Origin of the sequence: Nocardioides terrigena, from assembly GCF_003047265.1 — a bacterium.
Taxonomy (GTDB): Bacteria; Actinomycetota; Actinomycetes; order Propionibacteriales; family Nocardioidaceae; genus Nocardioides; species Nocardioides terrigena.
Window position 1 is genome coordinate 23,440 of the sequence record NZ_PZYY01000008.1, and the last position, 18,811, is coordinate 42,250.

Annotated in this window: 14 protein-coding genes; 8 read left to right on the top strand and 6 right to left on the bottom strand. The window is 73.3% G+C overall.

Translation table 11 applies throughout. The annotated features are described in order from the left end of the window. Nucleotides 1-4 precede the first annotated feature (4 nt). Nucleotides 5-1,480, top strand: a complete 1,476-nt coding sequence (locus DAE25_RS17655) for a serine/threonine-protein kinase (RefSeq protein ID WP_107767466.1) — start codon at nucleotides 5-7, stop codon at nucleotides 1,478-1,480. A gap of 1 nt (nucleotide 1,481) precedes the next feature. Here DAE25_RS17655 and DAE25_RS17660 read toward each other — a convergent pair whose 3' ends face one another. Next, entirely contained in the window at nucleotides 1,482-3,029 is a 1,548-nt protein-coding gene (locus tag DAE25_RS17660) for a glycosyltransferase family 61 protein (RefSeq protein ID WP_107767467.1), read from the bottom strand. Then, the gene (locus DAE25_RS17665) at nucleotides 3,026-3,652 is read right to left on the bottom strand and encodes a magnesium transporter CorA family protein (RefSeq protein ID WP_159083821.1); all 627 of its coding nucleotides are present in this window, start codon (nucleotides 3,650-3,652) and stop codon (nucleotides 3,026-3,028) included. Before DAE25_RS17665 ends, DAE25_RS17660 begins: the two co-directional genes overlap by 4 nt. A gap of 198 nt (nucleotides 3,653-3,850) precedes the next feature. Between DAE25_RS17665 and paaN the strand changes: the two genes are divergently transcribed. Then, nucleotides 3,851-5,521 (top strand): phenylacetic acid degradation protein PaaN, encoded by a 1,671-nt coding sequence (gene paaN, locus DAE25_RS17670; RefSeq protein ID WP_107767469.1) that lies wholly within the window; start codon nucleotides 3,851-3,853, stop codon nucleotides 5,519-5,521. A gap of 31 nt (nucleotides 5,522-5,552) precedes the next feature. Beyond that, complete coding sequence (locus tag DAE25_RS17675; protein ID WP_107767470.1) at nucleotides 5,553-7,064, top strand: amidohydrolase; 1,512 nt, start codon at nucleotides 5,553-5,555, stop codon at nucleotides 7,062-7,064. 158 nt (nucleotides 7,065-7,222) lie between these two features. Here the strand turns inward: DAE25_RS17675 and DAE25_RS17680 are convergent, their stop codons facing one another. Further along, complete coding sequence (locus DAE25_RS17680) at nucleotides 7,223-8,428, bottom strand: helix-turn-helix domain-containing protein (protein WP_107767471.1); 1,206 nt, start codon at nucleotides 8,426-8,428, stop codon at nucleotides 7,223-7,225. Between the two features lie 102 nt (nucleotides 8,429-8,530). Between DAE25_RS17680 and DAE25_RS17685 the strand changes: the two genes are divergently transcribed. The 4 genes from DAE25_RS17685 to DAE25_RS17700 all read left to right on the top strand — a co-directional run bounded on the left by DAE25_RS17685 (nucleotide 8,531) and on the right by DAE25_RS17700 (nucleotide 14,312). After that, nucleotides 8,531-9,664 (top strand): ferredoxin reductase, encoded by a 1,134-nt coding sequence (locus DAE25_RS17685; protein ID WP_107767472.1) that lies wholly within the window; start codon nucleotides 8,531-8,533, stop codon nucleotides 9,662-9,664. A gap of 74 nt (nucleotides 9,665-9,738) precedes the next feature. Continuing rightward, complete coding sequence (locus DAE25_RS17690) at nucleotides 9,739-10,968, top strand: fatty acid desaturase family protein (protein WP_107767473.1); 1,230 nt, start codon at nucleotides 9,739-9,741, stop codon at nucleotides 10,966-10,968. Nucleotides 10,969-11,194: 226 nt separating this feature from the next. Further along, entirely contained in the window at nucleotides 11,195-13,258 is a 2,064-nt protein-coding gene (locus DAE25_RS17695; RefSeq protein ID WP_107767474.1) for an MSCRAMM family protein, read from the top strand. A gap of 241 nt (nucleotides 13,259-13,499) precedes the next feature. Continuing rightward, complete coding sequence (locus tag DAE25_RS17700; protein WP_107767475.1) at nucleotides 13,500-14,312, top strand: crotonase/enoyl-CoA hydratase family protein; 813 nt, start codon at nucleotides 13,500-13,502, stop codon at nucleotides 14,310-14,312. Between the two features lie 35 nt (nucleotides 14,313-14,347). On the opposite strand, the gene DAE25_RS17705 is transcribed toward DAE25_RS17700, so the two are convergent. The 3 genes from DAE25_RS17705 to DAE25_RS17715 are packed head-to-tail and all read right to left on the bottom strand — an operon-like array spanning nucleotide 14,348 to nucleotide 17,467. Further along, entirely contained in the window at nucleotides 14,348-15,343 is a 996-nt protein-coding gene (locus DAE25_RS17705; protein WP_234411123.1) for a LacI family DNA-binding transcriptional regulator, read from the bottom strand. Between the two features lie 34 nt (nucleotides 15,344-15,377). After that, entirely contained in the window at nucleotides 15,378-16,562 is a 1,185-nt protein-coding gene (locus DAE25_RS17710) for an MFS transporter (protein WP_234411124.1), read from the bottom strand. Further along, complete coding sequence (locus tag DAE25_RS17715) at nucleotides 16,559-17,467, bottom strand: ABC transporter substrate-binding protein (protein WP_107767477.1); 909 nt, start codon at nucleotides 17,465-17,467, stop codon at nucleotides 16,559-16,561. The genes DAE25_RS17710 and DAE25_RS17715 overlap by 4 nt, the downstream gene beginning before the upstream one ends. 223 nt (nucleotides 17,468-17,690) lie before the next feature. Between DAE25_RS17715 and DAE25_RS17720 the strand changes: the two genes are divergently transcribed. Continuing rightward, nucleotides 17,691-18,809 carry an alpha/beta hydrolase family protein gene (locus tag DAE25_RS17720; RefSeq protein ID WP_107767478.1) on the top strand — a complete coding sequence of 373 codons (1,119 nt, stop codon included), beginning with the start codon at nucleotides 17,691-17,693 and terminating at the stop codon, nucleotides 18,807-18,809. The last annotated feature ends 2 nt before the right edge of the window (nucleotides 18,810-18,811 follow it).

Here is an 18,811-nt window from a genome sequence, read left to right on the forward strand (position 1 = left end):
AGGGGTGTCCGCTCCCTCGTCCCTCGGTCGTTACCCGGTGCGTCGACGCATCGGGGCGGGTGCGTTCGCCACCGTGTGGCTGGCCCACGACGAGCAGCTCGACTCCCCGGTCGCCATCAAGGTGCTCGCCGACAACTGGACCGAGGACCTCCACGTCCGGCAGCGGTTCCTCGAGGAGGGTCGCTTCCTGCGCCGGGTCGAGTCGCCGCACGTCGTGAGCGTGTACGACGCGGGCGAGCTGCCCGACGGGCGCCCCTACCTCGTCATGTCGTACGCCGACCAGGGCACCCTCGCGGACCGGCTCGCGCTGTCCCCGCTCACCCGCGCCCAGGCGGTCCACGTGATCGGCCAGGTCGGCGCCGGCCTGCACGCGCTGCACCAGCGCGGGGTGCTGCACCGCGACGTCAAGCCGGCCAACGTCCTGTTCCGCACGGTCGAGCTCGACGGTCACAGCAGGGTCAGCACGATGCTCGGCGACCTCGGGCTGGGCAAGGCGATGGACATGTCGTCGCGGCTGACCATGATCGGCGGCACGCCGCAGTTCGTCGCACCCGAGCAGGCGCAGGGTGAGGCGCTCGACGCCCGGGCCGACCAGTTCTCGCTGGCCGCCCTGGCCTACCTCCTGCTCGCCGGCCGCGCGCCGTACGAGCACGCCTCCCTGACCGCGGCCGCCGACCCGCCGCCCCCGGCACCGATGGGCGACGGCCTGCCCGAGGCGGTGGAGGCAGTCGTGCGCCGGGGCCTGGCCGCGGACCGCGACGACCGCTTCCCCGACGTCCCGGCCTTCGTCGCCGCGCTGAAGTCCGCCCTCGACGGGTCCTTCGCCGGTGCCGACGAGGCGCCGACCGCGTGGATCCCGCCCGACCCCAGCCTCACCCAGCTCGCCCCGGACCCGCTCGCGTCCGCCGAGGAGCCGACCGTGGACGAGCGTCCCTCCACGCGCCGGCGGTGGGCCCTCGTCGGGGCCGCCGCCCTGATGATCGGCCTGCTCGGCGGCTTCGCCCTCGAGCAGTCCACCACGACGCACCAGCAGCTCGTCGACTCGGAGGGGAGGATCGGGGTCACCGTGACCGACCGGTGGACGGCCGCCGTGGACGACGAGCGCTGGGTGCCGCCGGACTCGGAGGTCGACTACCCGTCGCTCTCGGCCGGTTCGGGCGTGGGGTGGAACGAGGACGAGGACCCGGGCCACGGCGTCTTCGCGGGCCTGATGCGCGGCGACGACCTGCCGACCCGGATGCCGCAGCACCCCGAGTGTGACGGTCCGCCACGGGAGCCGATCGATCACGAGATCGACGGCGACGACGCCCTCACCGCCACCTTCACCGGGTGCGCGCTCGCCGGTCGCGAGGACGGCGTCACTGTGGAGCGGGTCGTGCACGCGACCGCCAACCAGCTCCTGTGGGTCCAGGTGCGTGCGGGGGACCTGCTCACCGCCAACCGGGTGCTCGACTCGGTCGAGCTCTTCGGCCTGAGGTAGGTCAGATCTCGCGCAGAAGGACGCGCAGCGCCTCGCCGTGCTGCTCGGTGTCGAAGCGCCAGGGCGACTGGAAGGCGCGGTAGTCGAAGCCACCGGCCGGGTGGTCCCGGTCGGGGGCGCTCCACAGGTAGTGGAGGTCGCTGCCGCGGGCGGCCGTGATCAGCTCCTCGTTGCGCGCGTCGTACGCCGCGTGGTTGAGCACGACGACCGGCGGCGACTGGTCGGCGAAGAGCAGGTTGAACATCCCGGTGCCGCCGAAGCCGCCCACGGCCCGCGCGTCGTGGAAGAGGCGGGCCTGCTCCGGAAGCGTGTGTCTGGACGGGTCCACTGCGCCGAAGCCGGCGTCGGTGAACTCCGCCTCCACCTCGGCCCAGTTGTGGCACAACCGGTGCCCGGCGCGACGGGTCACGAAGATGCGCTCGCGACCCGACGGCGCGGGCGCGTCGCGGAGCAGGCCGTGCAGCACCCGGTCCCAGACCTCGGTGATGCGCGGGTCGATCGAGTAGGGCTCCTTGTTGTGGAGCTGGGGGGTCGCCGTGAAGAGGGTGTCGACCACGACCGGCTCCTCGAGCCAGACCACGTCGTCGGGGGAGATGCCGTACGCCGCCAGCACCGCGACGTCCGGCCGGACGGTGGGACGACCGCGGTCGCGGCGGTGCCGCCGCACCACCAGGCGCACGTCGGGGTCGTGGCGCCTCGCCTCCTCCCAGCCCCAGAGCTTGGCCAGGCCCTCGGTCATCAGGTGCCCGTAGTGGCCGGAGTTCTTGTACTCGAAGAAGTAGTGGCTGCCGGCGAGGCGCCGGACCGGTGCGGTGGGCTCGTTGCGCAGCCGGGCGAACCGTGGAGTGATGTCCCGCAGCCGCTCGTTGGCGAGCGGCTGGTGCTCGAACCACTTGAAGGTCTCGGGCAGCAGGGTCGCGCCGGCGGCCACGACCATCCCCTCGTGGAGGGTGACGTCGCCGGTCCACTGCCGGACCTCGGTCGGCGGGACGCGCCAGGACGTCAGGGCCTCGCCGCCGCCGGTGCCGCGCGAGGTCACGGTGCGGGCCGGGGTGAAGACGGACTCCTCGTGGCGGGCCAGCACCTGCAGGGCGACGTCGGCGCGGCTGGTCACGGCAGCCGCCTGGGTCTCGCCCACCTTGAGCAGGCTGGCGCCCACCTTGTCGACGACCACGAGCCGGCCGTCGCGTCGTACGCCGCTGATGGTCCGCCGCAGCTCCCGCCGGAGCCGCGGGCGGATCCTCACGGTCGGTCGCTCACCCGCCTCCAGGGCACGCCACTGGGCCTCGATCCGGATGGCCGCGGCCTCGTCGGCGGCGACCACGACGTACTGCCCTCCCTGGGTGACGTGCCAGATCTGCCGGGCAGCCCGCCGCATCGCTCGTGCGGGCCGGGGTGCGGTGTCGTCGACGAGGGTCGCCGGCGGTCGGCCCGCCGGCACCGTGTCCCCCGGACGGAGGACGACACAGGGGCGCGCAGCGTGGCGCACGAGCTGGTCGAGCCGGCGCCGGGAGCGGTGCTCCTGCCAGCGGGTGCGCAGCGGTGTCACGCCTGCCGCATCCCGGCGGCGACCCGGGTGATCAGCTGCCGGGCGCCGGGGGCGTCGACCTGACGGCCGGTGACCGCGATCTCGACCTCGGCGAAGCCGGTGCCGCGCAGGTCCAGCCAGGTGATGAAGCCGTGGCGGAGGAAGCCGTCGGACGCGTACGTGAACTCCAGGGTGTTGGCGGTGCGCTTCTCGACCCGGAAGCGCTCCTCCTCCTCCTGAAGGTCCTGGATGCGGTCGGTGAGGGTCTCCTCGATGCTGTCGTTGGCCGACTGCACCTGCTCGATGCGGAGCAGGTAGGTGTTGTTGGGGTTGCGGACCTTCTTCCACTTGGCCTCGTTGGGGGCGTTGTAGATCCGGGCCCAGCCGCGCGGGACGGGGTGGACGAGGCGGAACCGCTGGGTGCCCATCCGTCCCTCCCGCATGGGCAGGTCGGTCGCCAGCGGGGCGACCGACGGCTGCGCATCGCCGGGGGGAAGGGGATCGACGGGGACACTCGGGGATTGGGCCACCACCGGGCTGGGCGTGCCGCCCGTCTCGGGCTCGAGCGCGTACGACGCGGCGTACCCGCCCACGATCCCCACCACGAGCAGCGCCACCGCTGCCGCTGACCCCCGCCAACCCATGGGGAGACCATAAGCGGTGGGGTGGCCGGGGCTCGGCAGGCCTCGTCGCTCCTTCGCGGGGTAATACCGGACGTTCGGGTGGCGACACGCCGACGACTCCCACCCGAAGGTCCGGTACTACTCCAGAACCACCGCAGGTCGTGTGACACGCGTAGGTCGAGATTGCGCGGAGGCGTCACATCGCGAGACAGTGTCCCCATGACCTCCAGCCCGCTCGTCAGCCTCGACCGTCACCGCGACCGCCTCGACGCCGCCGTTGCCGCCAGCGCCGCCCGCACCTACTACTCGGCCTTCGACGAGTCCCCGTCGCCGCGGGTGTACGGCGAGTCCGCGGCCGCCGAGGGCAAGGCGGCGTTCGAGGCGCTGCTGGACCGGCCGTTCCCGCTGGAGACGCCGGGCAGCGACGGGACCGTGGCGACCGAGCGGTCGCCGTACGGCATCGACCTGGGCATCACCTACCCGCGGGCGAGCGACGTGGACGCCCTGATGGCTGCCGCGCAGGCGGGCATGAAGGCCTGGCGCGACGCCGGCCCCGACGGGCGCACCGCCGTCTGCCTGGAGGTCCTCGACCGCCTGCACGGGCGCATCTTCGAGCTGGCCAACGCCGTCCAGCACACCAGCGGGCAGGCCTTCGTGATGGCCTTCCAGGCCGGCGGCGCGCACGCGCTGGACCGGGCGCTGGAGGCGATCGCCTACGCGCACACCGAGATGACCCGCACGCCGGCGACGGCCGTCTGGGAGAAGCCCGGCAAGTACCCGCTCACCATGGAGAAGACCTTCACCGTCGTCCCGCGCGGCGTCGCGCTGGTGATCGGCTGCAACACCTTCCCGACGTGGAACTCCTGGCCCGGCCTCTTCGCCAGCCTGGTCACCGGCAACCCGGTCGTGGTCAAGCCGCACCCGGGCGCCGTGCTGCCGCTGGCGATCACGGTCCAGGCCTGCCAGGAGGTGCTGGCCGAGGGCGGCTTCGACCGCAACCTGGTCACGCTCGCGGCCGAGGGGTCCGACGACAAGCTGGCCGCGACGCTCGCCACCCGTCCCGAGGTCCGGCTGGTCGACTTCACCGGTGGCAACGCCTTCGGCGACTGGCTGGAGACCCACGCCCGCCAGGCGACGGTCTTCACCGAGAAGGCCGGCGTCAACACGGTCGTGATCGACTCGACGAGCGACCTGCCCGCGATGTGCCGCAACCTCGCCTTCTCGCTGGCGCTCTACTCCGGCCAGATGTGCACCGCCCCGCAGAACCTCTACCTCCCGGCCGCCGGCATCGCCACCCCGGACGGCACCGTGTCCCCGGCCGAGGTGGCCCAGGGCATCGAGAAGGCCCTCGACGGGCTCCTCGGCGAGGACGCCAAGGCCGTCGAGCTGCTCGGCGGGATGGTGTCCCCGGCCGTCGTCGAGCGCGTCGAGGCCGCCCGCTCCCGCGCGGGCGTGCTGGTCGCCGGACGCGACGTCACGCACCCGTCGTACGCCGACGCCACCGTGCGCACGCCCACCCTCGTCGGGCTGACCGCGGCCGACTCCGACGTCTACGAGTCGGAGTGCTTCGGGCCGGTGGCCTACCTCATCGAGACCGCGGGCACCGACGAGTCGATCGACCTCTTCCGCGACACGGTGCAGCGCCACGGCGCGATGACCGCCGCCGTCTACTCGACCTCCGACGAGGTGATCGAGCAGATGCGCGACGCGGCCCTCGACGCCGGCGTCGCGCTCAGCGAGAACCTCCTCGGCGGGATCTTCGTCAACCAGTCCGCGGCCTTCAGCGACTTCCACGGCACCGGCGCCAACCCCGCCGCCAACGCGTCCTACACCGACGGCGCGTACGTCGCCTCGCGCTTCCGGGTGGTCCAGTCCCGACGCCACGTCTGAGTCGCCCTCCGGCCCGTCCTACGGTGGGCGCATGCTGATCCGCAACGCCCGCCTGGTGTCCCTCACCGAGCCCGCCCCGCAGGGCCTCGTCGACGTCCTCGTCGAGGACGGTGTCGTGACCCGGGTCGGGGTGGACCTCGGCGGCGAGACCGCGACGAGCGGGCACGCGGCGTACGACGACGTGGTCGATGCCGAAGGCGGCTGGCTGATGCCCGGCCTGTGGGACCAGCACGTGCACCTGGCCCAGTGGACGCTCTCCAGCGCCCGGCTCGACCTGGCCCCGGCGCGGTCGGCCGAGCAGGCCGTCGCGCTGGTCCGCGAGCGGCTGGAGGAGTGGCCAGACCTGCCGGTCATCGGCTGGGGCCACCGGCCGACCGCGTGGGACGAGGTCCCGATCACGTCCCACCTCGACGCCATCGACACCGAGCAGCCGATCGTGCTGATCGCCGGCGACGGGCACCACGGCTGGCTCAACACCGTGGCCCTGCAGATGCTGGCGCTGCCCACCCGCCAGAGCGTGGTGAGCGAGGCCGAGTGGTTCATGGCCTACGGCCGGCTCTCGACCGTGCTCGGCACCGACGGCACCGGCCCGGAGGCCTACCGCCGCACTATGGAGAACGCCGCCGCGCTCGGCGTCGTCGGCGTCGTGGACTTCGAGTTCAGCGGCGGGGTCGCCGACTGGGCCGAGCGCTGGGCGGGCGGCGCGGACCTGATCCGGGTGCGGCACGCGTGCTACGCCGACGGCCTCGAGGACGTCATCTCCCGCGGGCTCCGCTCGGGCGACCCGCTCGACGGCGACCGGCGGCTGACGATGGGGCCGCTGAAGATCATCAGCGACGGCTCGCTCAACACCCGCACCGCCTGGTGCTGCGACCCCTACGCCGAGAAGGCCGTCCTCGGCTTCCCCGAGGGCCAGCCCAACCAGACGCCCGAGGAGCTGCGCACCCTGCTGCGACGGGCCGCCGAGCACGACATCCACGTCGCCGTGCACGCGATCGGCGACCGGGCGGTGACCGAGGCGCTCGACGCGTTCGAGGAGACCGGGGCCCGCGGCGGCATCGAGCACGTCCAGCTCACCACGCGCGACGACGTACGCCGCATGGCCGGGCTCGGCGTGCGTGCCAGCGTGCAGCCCGCCCACCTCCTCGACGACCGCGACGTCACCGAGCGGCTGTGGCCCGGGCGGTCCGAGCGGTGCTTCCCGCTCCGATGGATGCTCGACGAGGGGGTCGACGTGGTGCTCGGCTCGGACGCGCCGGTCTCGGTGCTCGACCCGTGGCTCGCCGTCGCGGCCGCCGTGCACCGCTCTGGCGACGAGCGCGAGCCGTGGCACCCCGAGCAGTCGCTCACCCCGCGTGAGGCGCTGGCCGCCTCGACCGACGGCCTCGGCACCGTGGCCCCCGGCCACCCCGCCGACCTCCTGCTGCTCGCGGCCGACCCGCTCGACGGCGCCGGCGACGCCGCCCACGCGGCCCTGCTGCGCGGCTTCGCCGACCACGTCGTCGCCACCTGGGTCGACGGCCGGGTGGCCCACCAGCGCTGATCCCGCCCGCGGAATCCGCCACGGAGATCGCACTGCGGAGCGGCCCCGGACAAGTAACGCGGTGTTAGTCAGGCGAGACAAGGCATCGATGCCTCGTCTCGCCTGACTAACACCGCGTTACTTGCTGCAGGCGCCCTGGCCCGCCCCGGAGCCCGAGATCAGGCGAGCGCCAGCGTCACCTCGAGCACGAACTGCGGGTCCTCGAGCCGGTCGCCGTACAGGTCGCGCAGCTGCCCGACGCGGTAGCGCACGGTCTGCGCGTGGATGAAGAGCTCCTCGGCGACCGCGTCGCGACGGCCCTGGTGCAGCACCCAGGCGCGCAGGGTCTCGGCGAGCTTGTCCGCGGTCGAGGGGCGCTGGTCGGCGAGCGGGGCGAGGACACGGGCGCGCAGGTCGGCGCGGGTCTCCGGGTCGGCGGCGAGCAGCAGCGCGCCGAGGTGGGCGTCGGTGTCGACCACCCCCTCGATCCCGAGCGCGACGGCGCGGACCGCGCGGTCGTGCGAGCGGGCGGCCTCCAGCCAGGGCACCGTCGGGCCGACCACCGCCGTCGTGCCGCGCAGCGCGCGCACCAGTCCGGAGCGCGCCGAGCGGGTGCCCGTCGACGGCGCGAGCAGCAGGGCCAGCCCGTCGGGGACGCCGGGCACCTCCTCGGTGGGGTGCAGGGTGCGCGGGTCGAGGGCGGTCACCGCGTGCGAGACCTGCGACTCCGGGAGCAGCACGGCGCTCAGCGCGGTGGGCGGCTCCCAGTCGGCGCGCTCGGCCGCGGCGACCACCGCGTCGGCCGCGGCCCCGGTGACGAGGGCTCGGGCCAGCCGGTCGAGGTTGCGCTGCCGCACGCGGCCGGTGCTCTCCAGCTCGTCGGTGTGGCCGGCGGCGCTGGAGGCGGAGAGCTCGTCGATGTAGGCGAAGACCAGCTCGGCGAAGCGCGAGAGCTGCTCGGCCTCGACCCCGGCCTCCACGGCGGTCCGCGACAGGTCGCGCCACGAGACGCGGGCGCCGATCCGGTACGCCGCGAGCAGGGCCTCCATGCTCCGCCCGCTGCGGGCCTCGCCGCGGCCGAGCTGGTAGGCGCCCTCCAGCGCCGGGGCCATCGGGGTGCCGGCGTCCTCGCGGGTGGCGAGGGTGAGGAAGCCGCCGAGCGCGAGCTGCACGGCCTGGCGGATCCGGTCACCCATGGCGCCACTGAACTGCCCGGTGTAGCTGGGCACCTCCTCGGTGATGGCCCCCACAGCCCGGTCCGCGACCTCGGCCAGCTCGTCGCGCATGAGCTTCACGACGTCCTCGTCGAGGCGTACGACGGTGGGTGCCGGCGCGGCACGATCGGAGCGAATCTGTGTGGCGCGTCGCACAACCCGGTCACTCATGGGACCTCCCCGGTAGCAATTTGTTCGTATCGAACAATAACCCGGATCCGATTCACGTGCACCGGGCAGGACTTCTCCAGTCGGAACAGGGAGTGTTGTCCCATGACGACGTTCCTGTCCCCCGCCTCGCGCCGCGACCGACCGCTGGTCCGCGACCTGCGCGACCGCGCGGTGCGCCTCGCCGAGGCGGCGACCACGCCGTTGCTCCCCGCCGACTACCTCGACCTCTTCGCCCCGCTGCGCTCCGGCGCCGACCTGCGCGGCCGCATCGAGGAGATCCACCCGGAGACCGCCGACGCGGCCACCATTGTGATCCGCCCCGGCGCCGACTGGGCCGGCCACGTCCCCGGCCAGTACCTCCGCATCGGCATCGACGTCGACGGCGTCCGCCAGTGGCGCGCCTACTCGCTCACCCACGGCCCCAGGGCCGACGGCCGCATCTCGATCACGGTCAAGGCCGTGCCGGACGGCCTGGTCAGCAACCACCTCGTCCACGAGGCTCGGCCGGGCACGATCGTGCACCTCGAGCAGGCCGACGGCGAGTTCGTCCTCCGCAGCGACCACGACCGGTTGCTGTTCGTCACCGCCGGCTCCGGCATCACCCCGGTCATCGGGATGCTGCGCAACCTCTTCCCGAGCACCGACTCCGGCGTCCTGCGCCTGCCGCGCAGCAAGGACCTCGACGTCGTCGTCGTCCACGTCGCGCCCAGCGAGCCGCACTCGATCTTCAGCCGCGACCTGCACGCCCTGGCCGACGCCGGAGTGATCCGCCTGGTCGCGCGGTACGACGACGAGCACGGCGTCCTGGACGTCGCCGACCTCGCCGAGCTGGTCCCCGACCTGCACGAGCGCCGCACCCTGGCGTGCGGCCCGGCCGGGCTGCTCGACGCCCTCGCCGCGCATCACGAGGCCGCCGGCCTCGAGCTCACCACCGAGCAGTTCCGCACCACCCGGGTCGAGGCCGGGGAGGGTGGCACCGTCGCCTTCTCCTCCGGCACGACGCTCGAGCTCGACGGCGCCACGCCGATCCTCGACGCCGCCGAGGAGGCGGGTGTCCTGATGCCCAGCGGGTGCCGGATGGGCATCTGCATGGGCTGCGTGCTGCCGCTGAAGGAGGGCTCGGTGCGCGACCTGCGCAACGGCGCCATCACCACCGCGATCCCCGGTGAGTCCGGGGCCATCAAGGTCCAGACCTGCATCAACGCCGCCGCCGGCCCCTGCCACATCGACCACTGACCCCTCGCCCCCACTCGTGGTTTCGAGGCTCGACGCGCTCGCACCTCAACCACCGAGGAACCGGAAGGACTGACATGACCACGATCCAGAAGCAGGCCCAGAGCCCGATCGCCCACCTCACCGAGGCCGACATCGAGGCCATCGGCGTCGAGCTCGACGCGATCCGCCAGAGCATCCTCGACGACCGCGGCGCCGACGACGCGGCGTACATCCGCAAGCTGATCGACCGCCAGCGCAAGCTCGAGCTCGGGTCGCGCGCGGTGCTGCTCTTCAGCGCGTTCCCGCCCGCCTGGGTCGTCGGCACGGCCGGCCTCAGCGTCGCCAAGATCCTCGACAACATGGAGATCGGCCACAACATCCTCCACGGCCAGTGGGACTGGATGCGCGACCCCAAGATCCACTCCAGCACCTGGGAGTGGGACATGGCCTCGCCGTCGGAGCAGTGGAAGCACAGCCACAACGAGCTGCACCACACCTACACCAACGTCATCGGCAAGGACAACGACCTCGGCTACGGCATCATGCGCGTCGACGAAGGGCAGCGCTGGACGCCGTTCCACCTCGGCCAGCCGATCTGGTGCTTCATCAACGCCGTGTTCTTCGAGTACGGCATCGCGGCCTACGACCTCGACCTCGGCGCCGTGATCAAGAAGAAGCAGACCAAGGACCCGGAGTTCCGCCGCCGGGCCAAGCAGGTCCTCGGCAAGATCCGCAAGCAGGTCACCAAGGACTACGTCGCCCACCCGGTGCTGTCGATCCCGACCGGCTCGTTCCTGCCCACGCTCGCGGCCAACTTCACCGCCAACATCGTGCGCAACCTGTGGTCCAACTCGATCATCCTGTGCGGCCACTTCCCCGAGGGCGTCGAGACCTTCGAGAAGCGCTCCATCGAGGGCGAGTCCAAGGGCGACTGGTACGTCCGCCAGATGCTCGGCTCGGCCAACATCTCCGGCTCCAAGGCCCTGCACCTGATGAGCGGCAACCTGTCGCACCAGATCGAGCACCACCTGTTCCCGGACCTGCCGTCCAACCGGTACGCCGAGATCGCGCCGAAGGTGCAGGCGCTCTTCGACAAGTACGACCTCAACTACCACACGCGCCCGTTCGTGCCGCAGGTCTACTCGGCCTGGCACAAGGTCGTGCGGCTGTCGCTGCCCAACGGCTGGCTGGCCACCACCAACGCCAAGAACGCGCCCGAGCAGTTCAAGCTGCTCTACAAGATGGCGACCGGTGGCCCCAAGATCCGTCGTGCCGCCCAGGCCCGGCTCGAGCAGCAGGCTCGTCGCATGGCCAAGGCCGCCTGATCGTCTGAGGCAGCAGGCCCCCTGGCCGCAAGCGGCGGGGCTGGGCACAATCTCAAGTGGGAGCTGCGTCACCTGGTGACGCAGCTCCCACTGCGCATTTCCGGTGTGTCTGGACCGCGCCTCCCACAAATGGGGGATGAATCCGACGAACGGACTTGCGGCGTCGCGGCGTACCTAAATTGCAGGACAGCGCCCCCGAGGGGAGGGGCCGGAACCGGAGACCGCCATGCGCCTGCACCGTCCTGTCCTGGCCCGCTCGCTGACCCGGTGGGTGGTCGTCCTCGCCCTGGTGGCGGGCGCGCTGCTCCCGGTGGCCGCCGCGCACGCGGCCAACGGCCGGGTCGCCGGCACGCTCACGGGACCCGGTGGGCAGCCGCTGGGGAGTGCGTACGTCGTGGCGCTCGAGTCCTACTTCGACGGCGAGGTCACCTACTGGGACGAGGTGGCCCGCGACGACACCAACGCGTCCGGCGCCTACGACCTGTCGCTGCCGCCGGGCACCTACCGTCTCCGGTTCGTCGACTACGACGGCGACCACGTCCCGGAGTACTTCCAGGACGTTCCCACCGTCGAGCTCGCCGTGGACGTCGTGGTGGGCAGCGGCGCCGTCCTGACGGGCCGCAACGCTCAGCTGGCGCGGGCCGCGCACGTCACCGGGACCGTCACCAACGCGGAGGCCGAGCCGCTGGAGCTCGCGGAGGTCGCGGTCTACCAGCGGGTCGGCGGAGCCGGGACCGACGTCTGGGAGCGGGTCGAGAGCGCCTGGACGGACGCGGCCGGGAGGTACGACGTCGGGGGCCTCGCCGCCGGCACCTACCGGGTCGGCTTCCAGGACAGCTTCGCCGAGCACGTCGAGGAGTTCCACGCCGACCAGCCGACCGTGCAGCTCGCGAACGACGTGGTGGTAGCCGCGGCGCAGACGGTGTCGGGCATCGACGCGCGGCTGGCCCGAGGTGCGTACGTCGGCGGGACCGTGAGAGGTCCGGACGGCGAGCCGGTCGGCGACATCGAGGTGACGGCGTACAGGCAGGTGACCGACGGGCTCGGCACCCGCTGGGAGGCGGTGGCGTCGGGCTTCACCGACCTCTCCGGCGCGTACGTCATCGGTGGCCTGCGGGCCGGCGCCTACCGACTCGGCTTCCACGACTACACCGGCAACCACGCCCCGGAGTTCTACGACGACGAGCCCACCGTGCTCGAGGCCGTGGACGTCGCGGTGCCGGCGGGCGCGACGGTGCTGGACAAGGACGCCGAGCTCGCGATCGCCGGCCACGTCACGGGGACCGTCGTCGGTGCGGACGACCAGGCGCTCGAGGGGATCGAGGTCGCGGTGTACCGGCAGGTGACCGCCGGCGGCGTCACCCGGTGGATCCCGGTCGGGTCGGTCCAGACGGACGCCTCCGGTTGGTACGACGTGGGCGGGCTCGCCGCCGGCACGCTCCGCCTCGGCTTCCACGACCCCTCCGGCAACCACCTCGACGAGTTCCACGCCGACAAGCCCACGGTGGAGCAGGCCCAGGACATCGCAGTCGCCGGCGGCGAGAACGTGCCGGTCGTGGACGCCCGGCTGGACGCCGCCAGCCGCGTCACCGGCGCCGTGACCGGGATGGACGGCGAGGCGCTGGACGCCGTGCGGGTGGCCGTCTACCGGCAGGTGACCGCAGGGGGTGCGACCTCGTGGGAGGAGGTGGCGTCGGCCTCCACCAACACCTCCGGTTCGTACGACGTCGGGGGCCTGCCCGCGGGCACCTACCGGATCGGCTTCGAGGGCGCCGGCTACGCCGTCGAGTACTGGAACGACATGCCCACGCTGGCCCTGGCCCATACCGTCACGGTGGGCGTGGCCGCCACCCGCGCTGACATCGACGCGGCCCTCTCGGACACCCCGCCGCCCACGCCGACCCCGATGCCCGAGCCCTCGCCAGGCCCGGCGCCGGCGCCCGCCCCGGCACCCGCGCCCGCCCCGGCACCCGCGCCCGCCCCTGCACCGGCGCCGCCGACGGCGGCCCCGGCCCTGACCGTCGTGCTCAGCGACGTGGCACCGCGGGGATCCGGCACGCCCCGGGTCGGGAAGACGCTCAAGGTCACGCGCGGCACGTGGAACGTGTCGGTGAGCGTGCGCTACCGGTGGTTCGCCGACGGGAAGAGGATCAAGAGGGCGACAAGGTCGGCCTACCGGCTCCGCGCCCGGGACGCGGGCGCGAAGGTGTCGGTCAAGGTCACCGCCTCGGCACCCGGGCTGACGCCCAAGACCGTGACGGTGAAGTTCCGGGGCAGGGTCAAGCGCTGAGGCGCCCGACGAACCGCTGGGCAACACCGCATACGGGCTGACTAGCCCGGTTCTCCACTGCTCTCCCACGCCACGGGAAGTGGACGTCCACCACGGCCCGGGCGGGCAGCGCCGTACGTAGTTTGGGAATGCGCCGCGAAGCCGGGCGAGGCGAGAGGTCAAGCGCTGAGGTGCTGGCCCACCGGACCGGGGGACGAGCAGGGGTGCGGCGACGCGGGGGGCGTCGCCGTACCCTTGCTGCATGCCCGAGAGCGCCGACGACACCCTGGTCACGTGCACCATCGAGCGCGGCATCGCGCGGGTGCGGCTGAGCCGTCCCGACAAGATGAACGCGCTCACCCTCGACACCCTCGAGCAGCTCATCGACACGGCCCGGATGCTGCGCCGCGACCGGTCGGTGCGCGCCGTGGTCATCGACGGCGAGGGTGAGGCGTTCTGCGCCGGTCTCGACTTCGGCACCGTCCTCAAGCAGCCGATGCGGGTCGCCACCGCGTTCGTGCCCCGGCCGTGGCACGGCACCAACGTCTTCCAGGAGGCGTGCTGGGCCTGGCGCCGGCTGCCGGTGCCGGTCATCGCCGCCGTCCACGGGCACTGCCTCGGTGGTGGCCTCCAGATCGCGCTGGCCGCTGACTTCCGCATCGCCCACCCGGACTCCACCTGGTCGGTGCTCGAGGGCAAGTGGGGGATCATCCCGGACATGTCCGGCGTACGCAGCCTCTCCGAGCTGGTCGGCATCGAGACCGCCAAGCGGCTGACGATGACCGCCGAGATGTTCAGCGGCAAGGAGGCCCTCGAGCTCGGCCTGGTCGGCAGCGTCGACGCCTACCCGGCGGCCGCCGCGCTCGAGCTCGCCGAGCAGCTCAAGGAGCGCTCGCCGGACCAGCTCGCTGCCGCCAAGCGGCTCTTCAACGACACGTGGACGTCGAGCGCGCGGCACACCTTCGCCCGCGAGCGCATCGAGCAGGCCTTCCTGCTCTTCAACCGCAACACCAAGGTCGCCCGCGAGGCCGCCTTCACCAAGGTCGCCCCGGTCTTCGGACCCCGCTCGCGCTGAGGGCGCCGCGGCGCCCCTGACCGCCGGTCAGGCCGTCAGGTCACCGGGGGTGCGGTGGAGCCGCGTACGACGAGGGACAGCGGCAGCAGCACCGAGCGGGCCGCCCGGTCGGGCTCGGCGATGGCGTCGAGCAGCATCCGGGCCGCCTCGGCCCCGATCTGCTGGTGCGGGATCGCCAGCGTGGTCAGCGGGGGAGCGAGCTTGTCGAGGAAGGGCATGTCGTTGAAGCCGACCACGCTCATCTCCCGCGGGCAGTCGATGCCGCGCTCGGCGAAGACGTCGTAGCAGCCGAGCGCGATCAGGTCGTTGCCGGCCACGATGGCGGTGACGTCGGGGCGTACGTCGAGCAGGTGGCGCAGTGCGATCGCACCGGCCTCCTCGGTCCAGTGCTCGCAGGTGACCACGAGCGCCGGGTCCACGTCGAGGTCGCGGTCGCGCACCGCGTTGCGGAAGGCCCGGCGCCGGGCGACGCCGGTCGAGGTGGTGGCCGGTCCCGAGAGGTGGCCGATCCGGCGGTGCCCGAGGTCCGCGAGGTGGTCGACGGCCATCTCGATGCCGGCCGCGTCGTCGGGGGTGATGGAAGGGATGTCGACCCCGTCCGGGCGACGGTTGACCATCACCATCGGCACCCCCTCGCGCTGGAGCTTGGCCATCAGGGGGTGGTCGAGCAGCGCGGTGGCCACGATCAGCCCCTCGACCTGGCGGGAGCGCAGCAGCTCGATCTGGGCGTGCTCGCGCTGCGGGTCGTTGTCGGTGTTGACGATCAGGCCGCTGTAGCCGGCCGGCTCCAGCACGTCCTCGATGCCGCGCACGATCGGGGGGAAGAGCGGGTTGGTCAGGTCCGGGATGACCAGTCCGACCGTGCCCGACTTGGCCGTCTTGAGCCCGCGCGCCATCGGGTTGGGCCGGTAGCCCAGGCCCTCGGCGACCTTCATCACCCGCCGCGCCGTCTCGGCGTTGACCAGCCCACGGGTGGCGGGGTTGAGGGCACGGGAGGCAGTCGCGGGGTGGACCCCGGCAGCGTCTGCCACGTCCCGGAGCGTGGGGGTCTGCACAGCAGGCATCCTAGGGTTCCAGGTCCTCGGTCGGACGGTGCCAGCGTCTCCTGGCCGCCCAGGCGCCGATGCCGAGCGGTACGGCGAGGGCGGCGTACCCGGCGTACACGAGCGCGAAGCGTCCGGCGTCGGCCAGGTCGGCCACCGCGATGGCCCCGACGGCGCTGCCGACGAAGAGCGACGCGGCGAAGAGCGACACCACCACGGCGCGGGCCCCGGGCAGCACCTCGGTGGCCCAGGTCTGCAGCGAGGAGTGCATGGCCGGCCACGCCAGACCGAGCAGCACCGCCGCGGCGACGGCCACCGCGGGCTCCTGGGAGACGGCCAGCAGCCCGGTCGCGAGCGCCGCGAAGCCGGCACCCAGCAGGATCAGCCGCGCCGGGTGCCAGGCGAGCGAGAGCCGTCCCACCGAGGACGAGCCGACGAGCACGGCGATCCCGTAGACACCGGTGACCGCGCCGGCCACGGTCGTCGAGGCCCCGGCGCTCTCCACGGCGGTGGGGAGCAGGGTCAGGGCGCCGAGCAGCACGACCCCCTCGACGAAGGCGAAGAGCAGCACCAGCAGCGTGACCCGAGACCGCCCGATGGCCGACAGCGAGGTCCGCGCCGTGGCGCGGGTCCCGGTCGGGACCGGCTCGGGCAGCCGGCGGAGCAGGACGGCGAGCACGAGCGCCGCGCTGCCGGTGAGGACGAAGGGCAGCCGCCACGTGGCGACGTCGGCGAGCAGGCCCGCACCGGCCGAGGCGGCGGCGGTGCCGACCGCGACCCCGACCATCAGCCCGGTGATCGCCTGCTGGCGGCGGGCCGGGGCGACCGTGTCGCCGAGGTAGATCAGGGCCGAGGGGTACGCCGCGCCGAAGAAGCCGCCGGCGAGCCCGCGCAGGATGCCGAGGACCAGCACCGTCGGACTGAGTGCGGAGACCAGGCTCAGCACGCCCGCCACCACCAGGCTGGTGCGCAGGGTGCGGACTCGGCCGTAGCGGTCGGAGGCGAAGCCCCACAGCGGCTGGCCGAGCCCGTAGACGAGGAAGTAGGCGCCCGCGGCGGTGACGACCTGGGTCAGCGGGACGCCCAGGCTGGTGGCGATGGCCACCAGCATCGGCGGCATCGCGAAGCGGTCGAGGGTGCTGACCAGCGTGGTGGCCTGCAGCAGCCGCAGCGGCGAGACCCTCCCGGACGAGGCCGCCTCGCTCACCGGCGGACCACGAGGCCGGGGTCGGCCAGGGCGTCGGCCAGCACGTCGCGCCCGTCGACCACGCGGGGCAGCCAGTGCCGGCGCAGGTCGAGCACGGTGCGCAGGGCGGCCGGGTCGACGGAGCCGTCGACGACCAGGCCGTCGAGGGGGTCGGCCAGCCGGGCGACGTACCGCTGTGCGAGGTCGTCGTCGAGACCCAGCTGAGCGGCGGCCGCCTCGACGGCGGTGTCGGCCAGCCCGCCGCCCACGATGCCGGCCGCGGTCGCGGTCAGCACGTCGGCGAGGTCGTGCCCGACCTCGAGGTGCTCGTCGCGGACGACGCAGACGACGGTGGCGAGGTAGGGGGAGAGCTCGTCGCGCACGCTGGCGATCAGCGTGCAGCCGGCGGCCTCGGCCGCGAGCTCGTTGCCGGCGCCGAGCATGGTGGCCGCGCAGCCGCCGTCGAGCAGGGCCTGCAGCCGCTGGGGTGTCGACCCGAGCTTGGCCACCTCGTAGTCGTCGCGGGCCAGGCCGCGTCGTTCGAGGAGCGTGAAGAGCGCGAGCGCGAAGCCGGACCCCGGCACGTCCACCCCGACCACGGCTCCGCGCAGGTCGTCGAGCGTCGCCCCGGGGCGGGCCCAGACGCCGAGGCCCAGGCCGCGGTCGACGCCGGCCAGGATCCGGGCGTCGACCAGCTCGCCGAGCGGGTTCTGGGGGTCGAAGCGGTAGGCGAGCACGTTGTCGGGGTTGGTGAGCCCGACGTGCAGCTCGTCGTCGATGAGGGAGCGGAACTGCGCGGGGGACGACGGGACGGGTCGCTCGAAGACCTCGAGCCCGGCGGCGGCGAGGGCGCCGGTACGACGCGCGACCTCCAGCACCACCGACGGCGTGAACGACCCCAGCTCCACCACGCGCGCGAGCGTCATGGCCCCCACCTGCCTTCCCCGGCCGACGTGCTGCCCGCCGCAGGCACCGTACCGGAATGTGCAGTCGATTGCAGCCGCGGGCTGTCCACACGGCCTGCGGAGCCGGCGGCCGGGGCCTCTGGAGGCGCTTCTGCTTGACATTCGGGTGGGTGACGGTCAGGCTGCACTCGATTGCAGTGAGCGGCGTACGGGCCGCGGCGCACGACCGACCCGGGAGGTGACGATGGACGAGCTGGTGGCCTCCGCCGTCGCCCACTGGGGTCCGCGGTTCACGACCAACGGCGTCACCACGGCCGACTTCACCCGGATCACCGCGGGCATCGAGCGTTGGGACGACTGGTGCAGCACGTGGACGGCCGAGGGCTCGGCGCACGAGGCGCTCGGCCGGGCCGCCCTGGCCGAGGGGCGAACGCGGTCGGCCGGGGAGCACCTGGCCCGGGCCGCCGTCTACCACCATTTCGCCAAGTTCGTCTTCGTCACCGACCCCGACCAGATGCGCGCCGCGCACGAGCGCGCGGTCGCCTGCCTCACCGACGCGCTGCCGCACCTCGACCCGCCGGGTCACCGGCTCGAGATCCCCTTCGAGGGGTCGCGGCTCGTCGCGGTGGTGCGTACGCCGTACGGCGCGGGCCCGTACCCGGTCGTCCTGATGCTGCCCGGCCTCGACTCCACCAAGGAGGAGCTCGGCTCGACCGAGCAGACCTTCCTCGACCGGGGGATGGCCACGGTCACCCTCGACGGTCCCGGCCAGGGCGAGGCGGAGTACGACCTGCCGCTGCGCGGTGACTGGGCGCCGGTGGCTGAGGTGGTGTGGGAGGCGATCGGCACCCAGTCCGACCTCGACCGCACCCGGCTTGCGGTCTGGGGCGTCAGCCTCGGGGGCTACTACGCGCCGCGCGTCGCCGCCGCCCTCGGCGACCGGGTCAGCGCCTGCGTCTCGCTGGCGGGACCCTTCAACTTCGGTGAGTACTGGTCCGGCCTGCCGCAGCTCACCCGCGACACGCTCCGGCACCGCTCCGGCGCGACCGACGACGAGCAGGCGCGTGAGCGCGCTCTCGAGCTCGACCTGTCCCAGGTGGCGTCCGACCTGGTCGCGCCGCTGCTCATCGTCTTCGGCCGGCAGGACCGGCTGATCCCGTGGGAGAACGCGGTCCGGATGCGCGACGCCGTCGCCGGCCCCGCCACGCTGCTGATGCTCGAGGACGGCAACCACGGTTGCGCCAACGTCTCGCCGCAGCACCGCCCGATCACCGCCGACTGGCTGGCCGGTCGGTTGCTGGGCGGTCCCGAACCCCTCCTCACCACCACCGCTGACTCGACCGCTGACCTGAAGGCAGGCTGACT

Bases quoted from the DNA above. Each gene is read 5' to 3' on its own strand.
- DAE25_RS17690 (WP_107767473.1), top strand. From the start codon at position 9,739: ATGACCACGATCCAGAAGCAGGCCCAGAGCCCGATCGCCCACCTCACC.
- DAE25_RS17680 (WP_107767471.1), bottom strand. From the start codon at position 8,428: ATGAGTGACCGGGTTGTGCGACGCGCCACACAGATTCGCTCCGATCGT.
- paaN (WP_107767469.1), top strand. From the start codon at position 3,851: ATGACCTCCAGCCCGCTCGTCAGCCTCGACCGTCACCGCGACCGCCTC.
- DAE25_RS17720 (WP_107767478.1), top strand. From the start codon at position 17,691: ATGGACGAGCTGGTGGCCTCCGCCGTCGCCCACTGGGGTCCGCGGTTC.
- DAE25_RS17685 (WP_107767472.1), top strand. From the start codon at position 8,531: ATGACGACGTTCCTGTCCCCCGCCTCGCGCCGCGACCGACCGCTGGTC.
- DAE25_RS17665 (WP_159083821.1), bottom strand. From the start codon at position 3,652: ATGGGTTGGCGGGGGTCAGCGGCAGCGGTGGCGCTGCTCGTGGTGGGG.
- DAE25_RS17700 (WP_107767475.1), top strand. From the start codon at position 13,500: ATGCCCGAGAGCGCCGACGACACCCTGGTCACGTGCACCATCGAGCGC.
- DAE25_RS17675 (WP_107767470.1), top strand. From the start codon at position 5,553: ATGCTGATCCGCAACGCCCGCCTGGTGTCCCTCACCGAGCCCGCCCCG.
- DAE25_RS17715 (WP_107767477.1), bottom strand. From the start codon at position 17,467: ATGACGCTCGCGCGCGTGGTGGAGCTGGGGTCGTTCACGCCGTCGGTG.
- DAE25_RS17695 (WP_107767474.1), top strand. From the start codon at position 11,195: ATGCGCCTGCACCGTCCTGTCCTGGCCCGCTCGCTGACCCGGTGGGTG.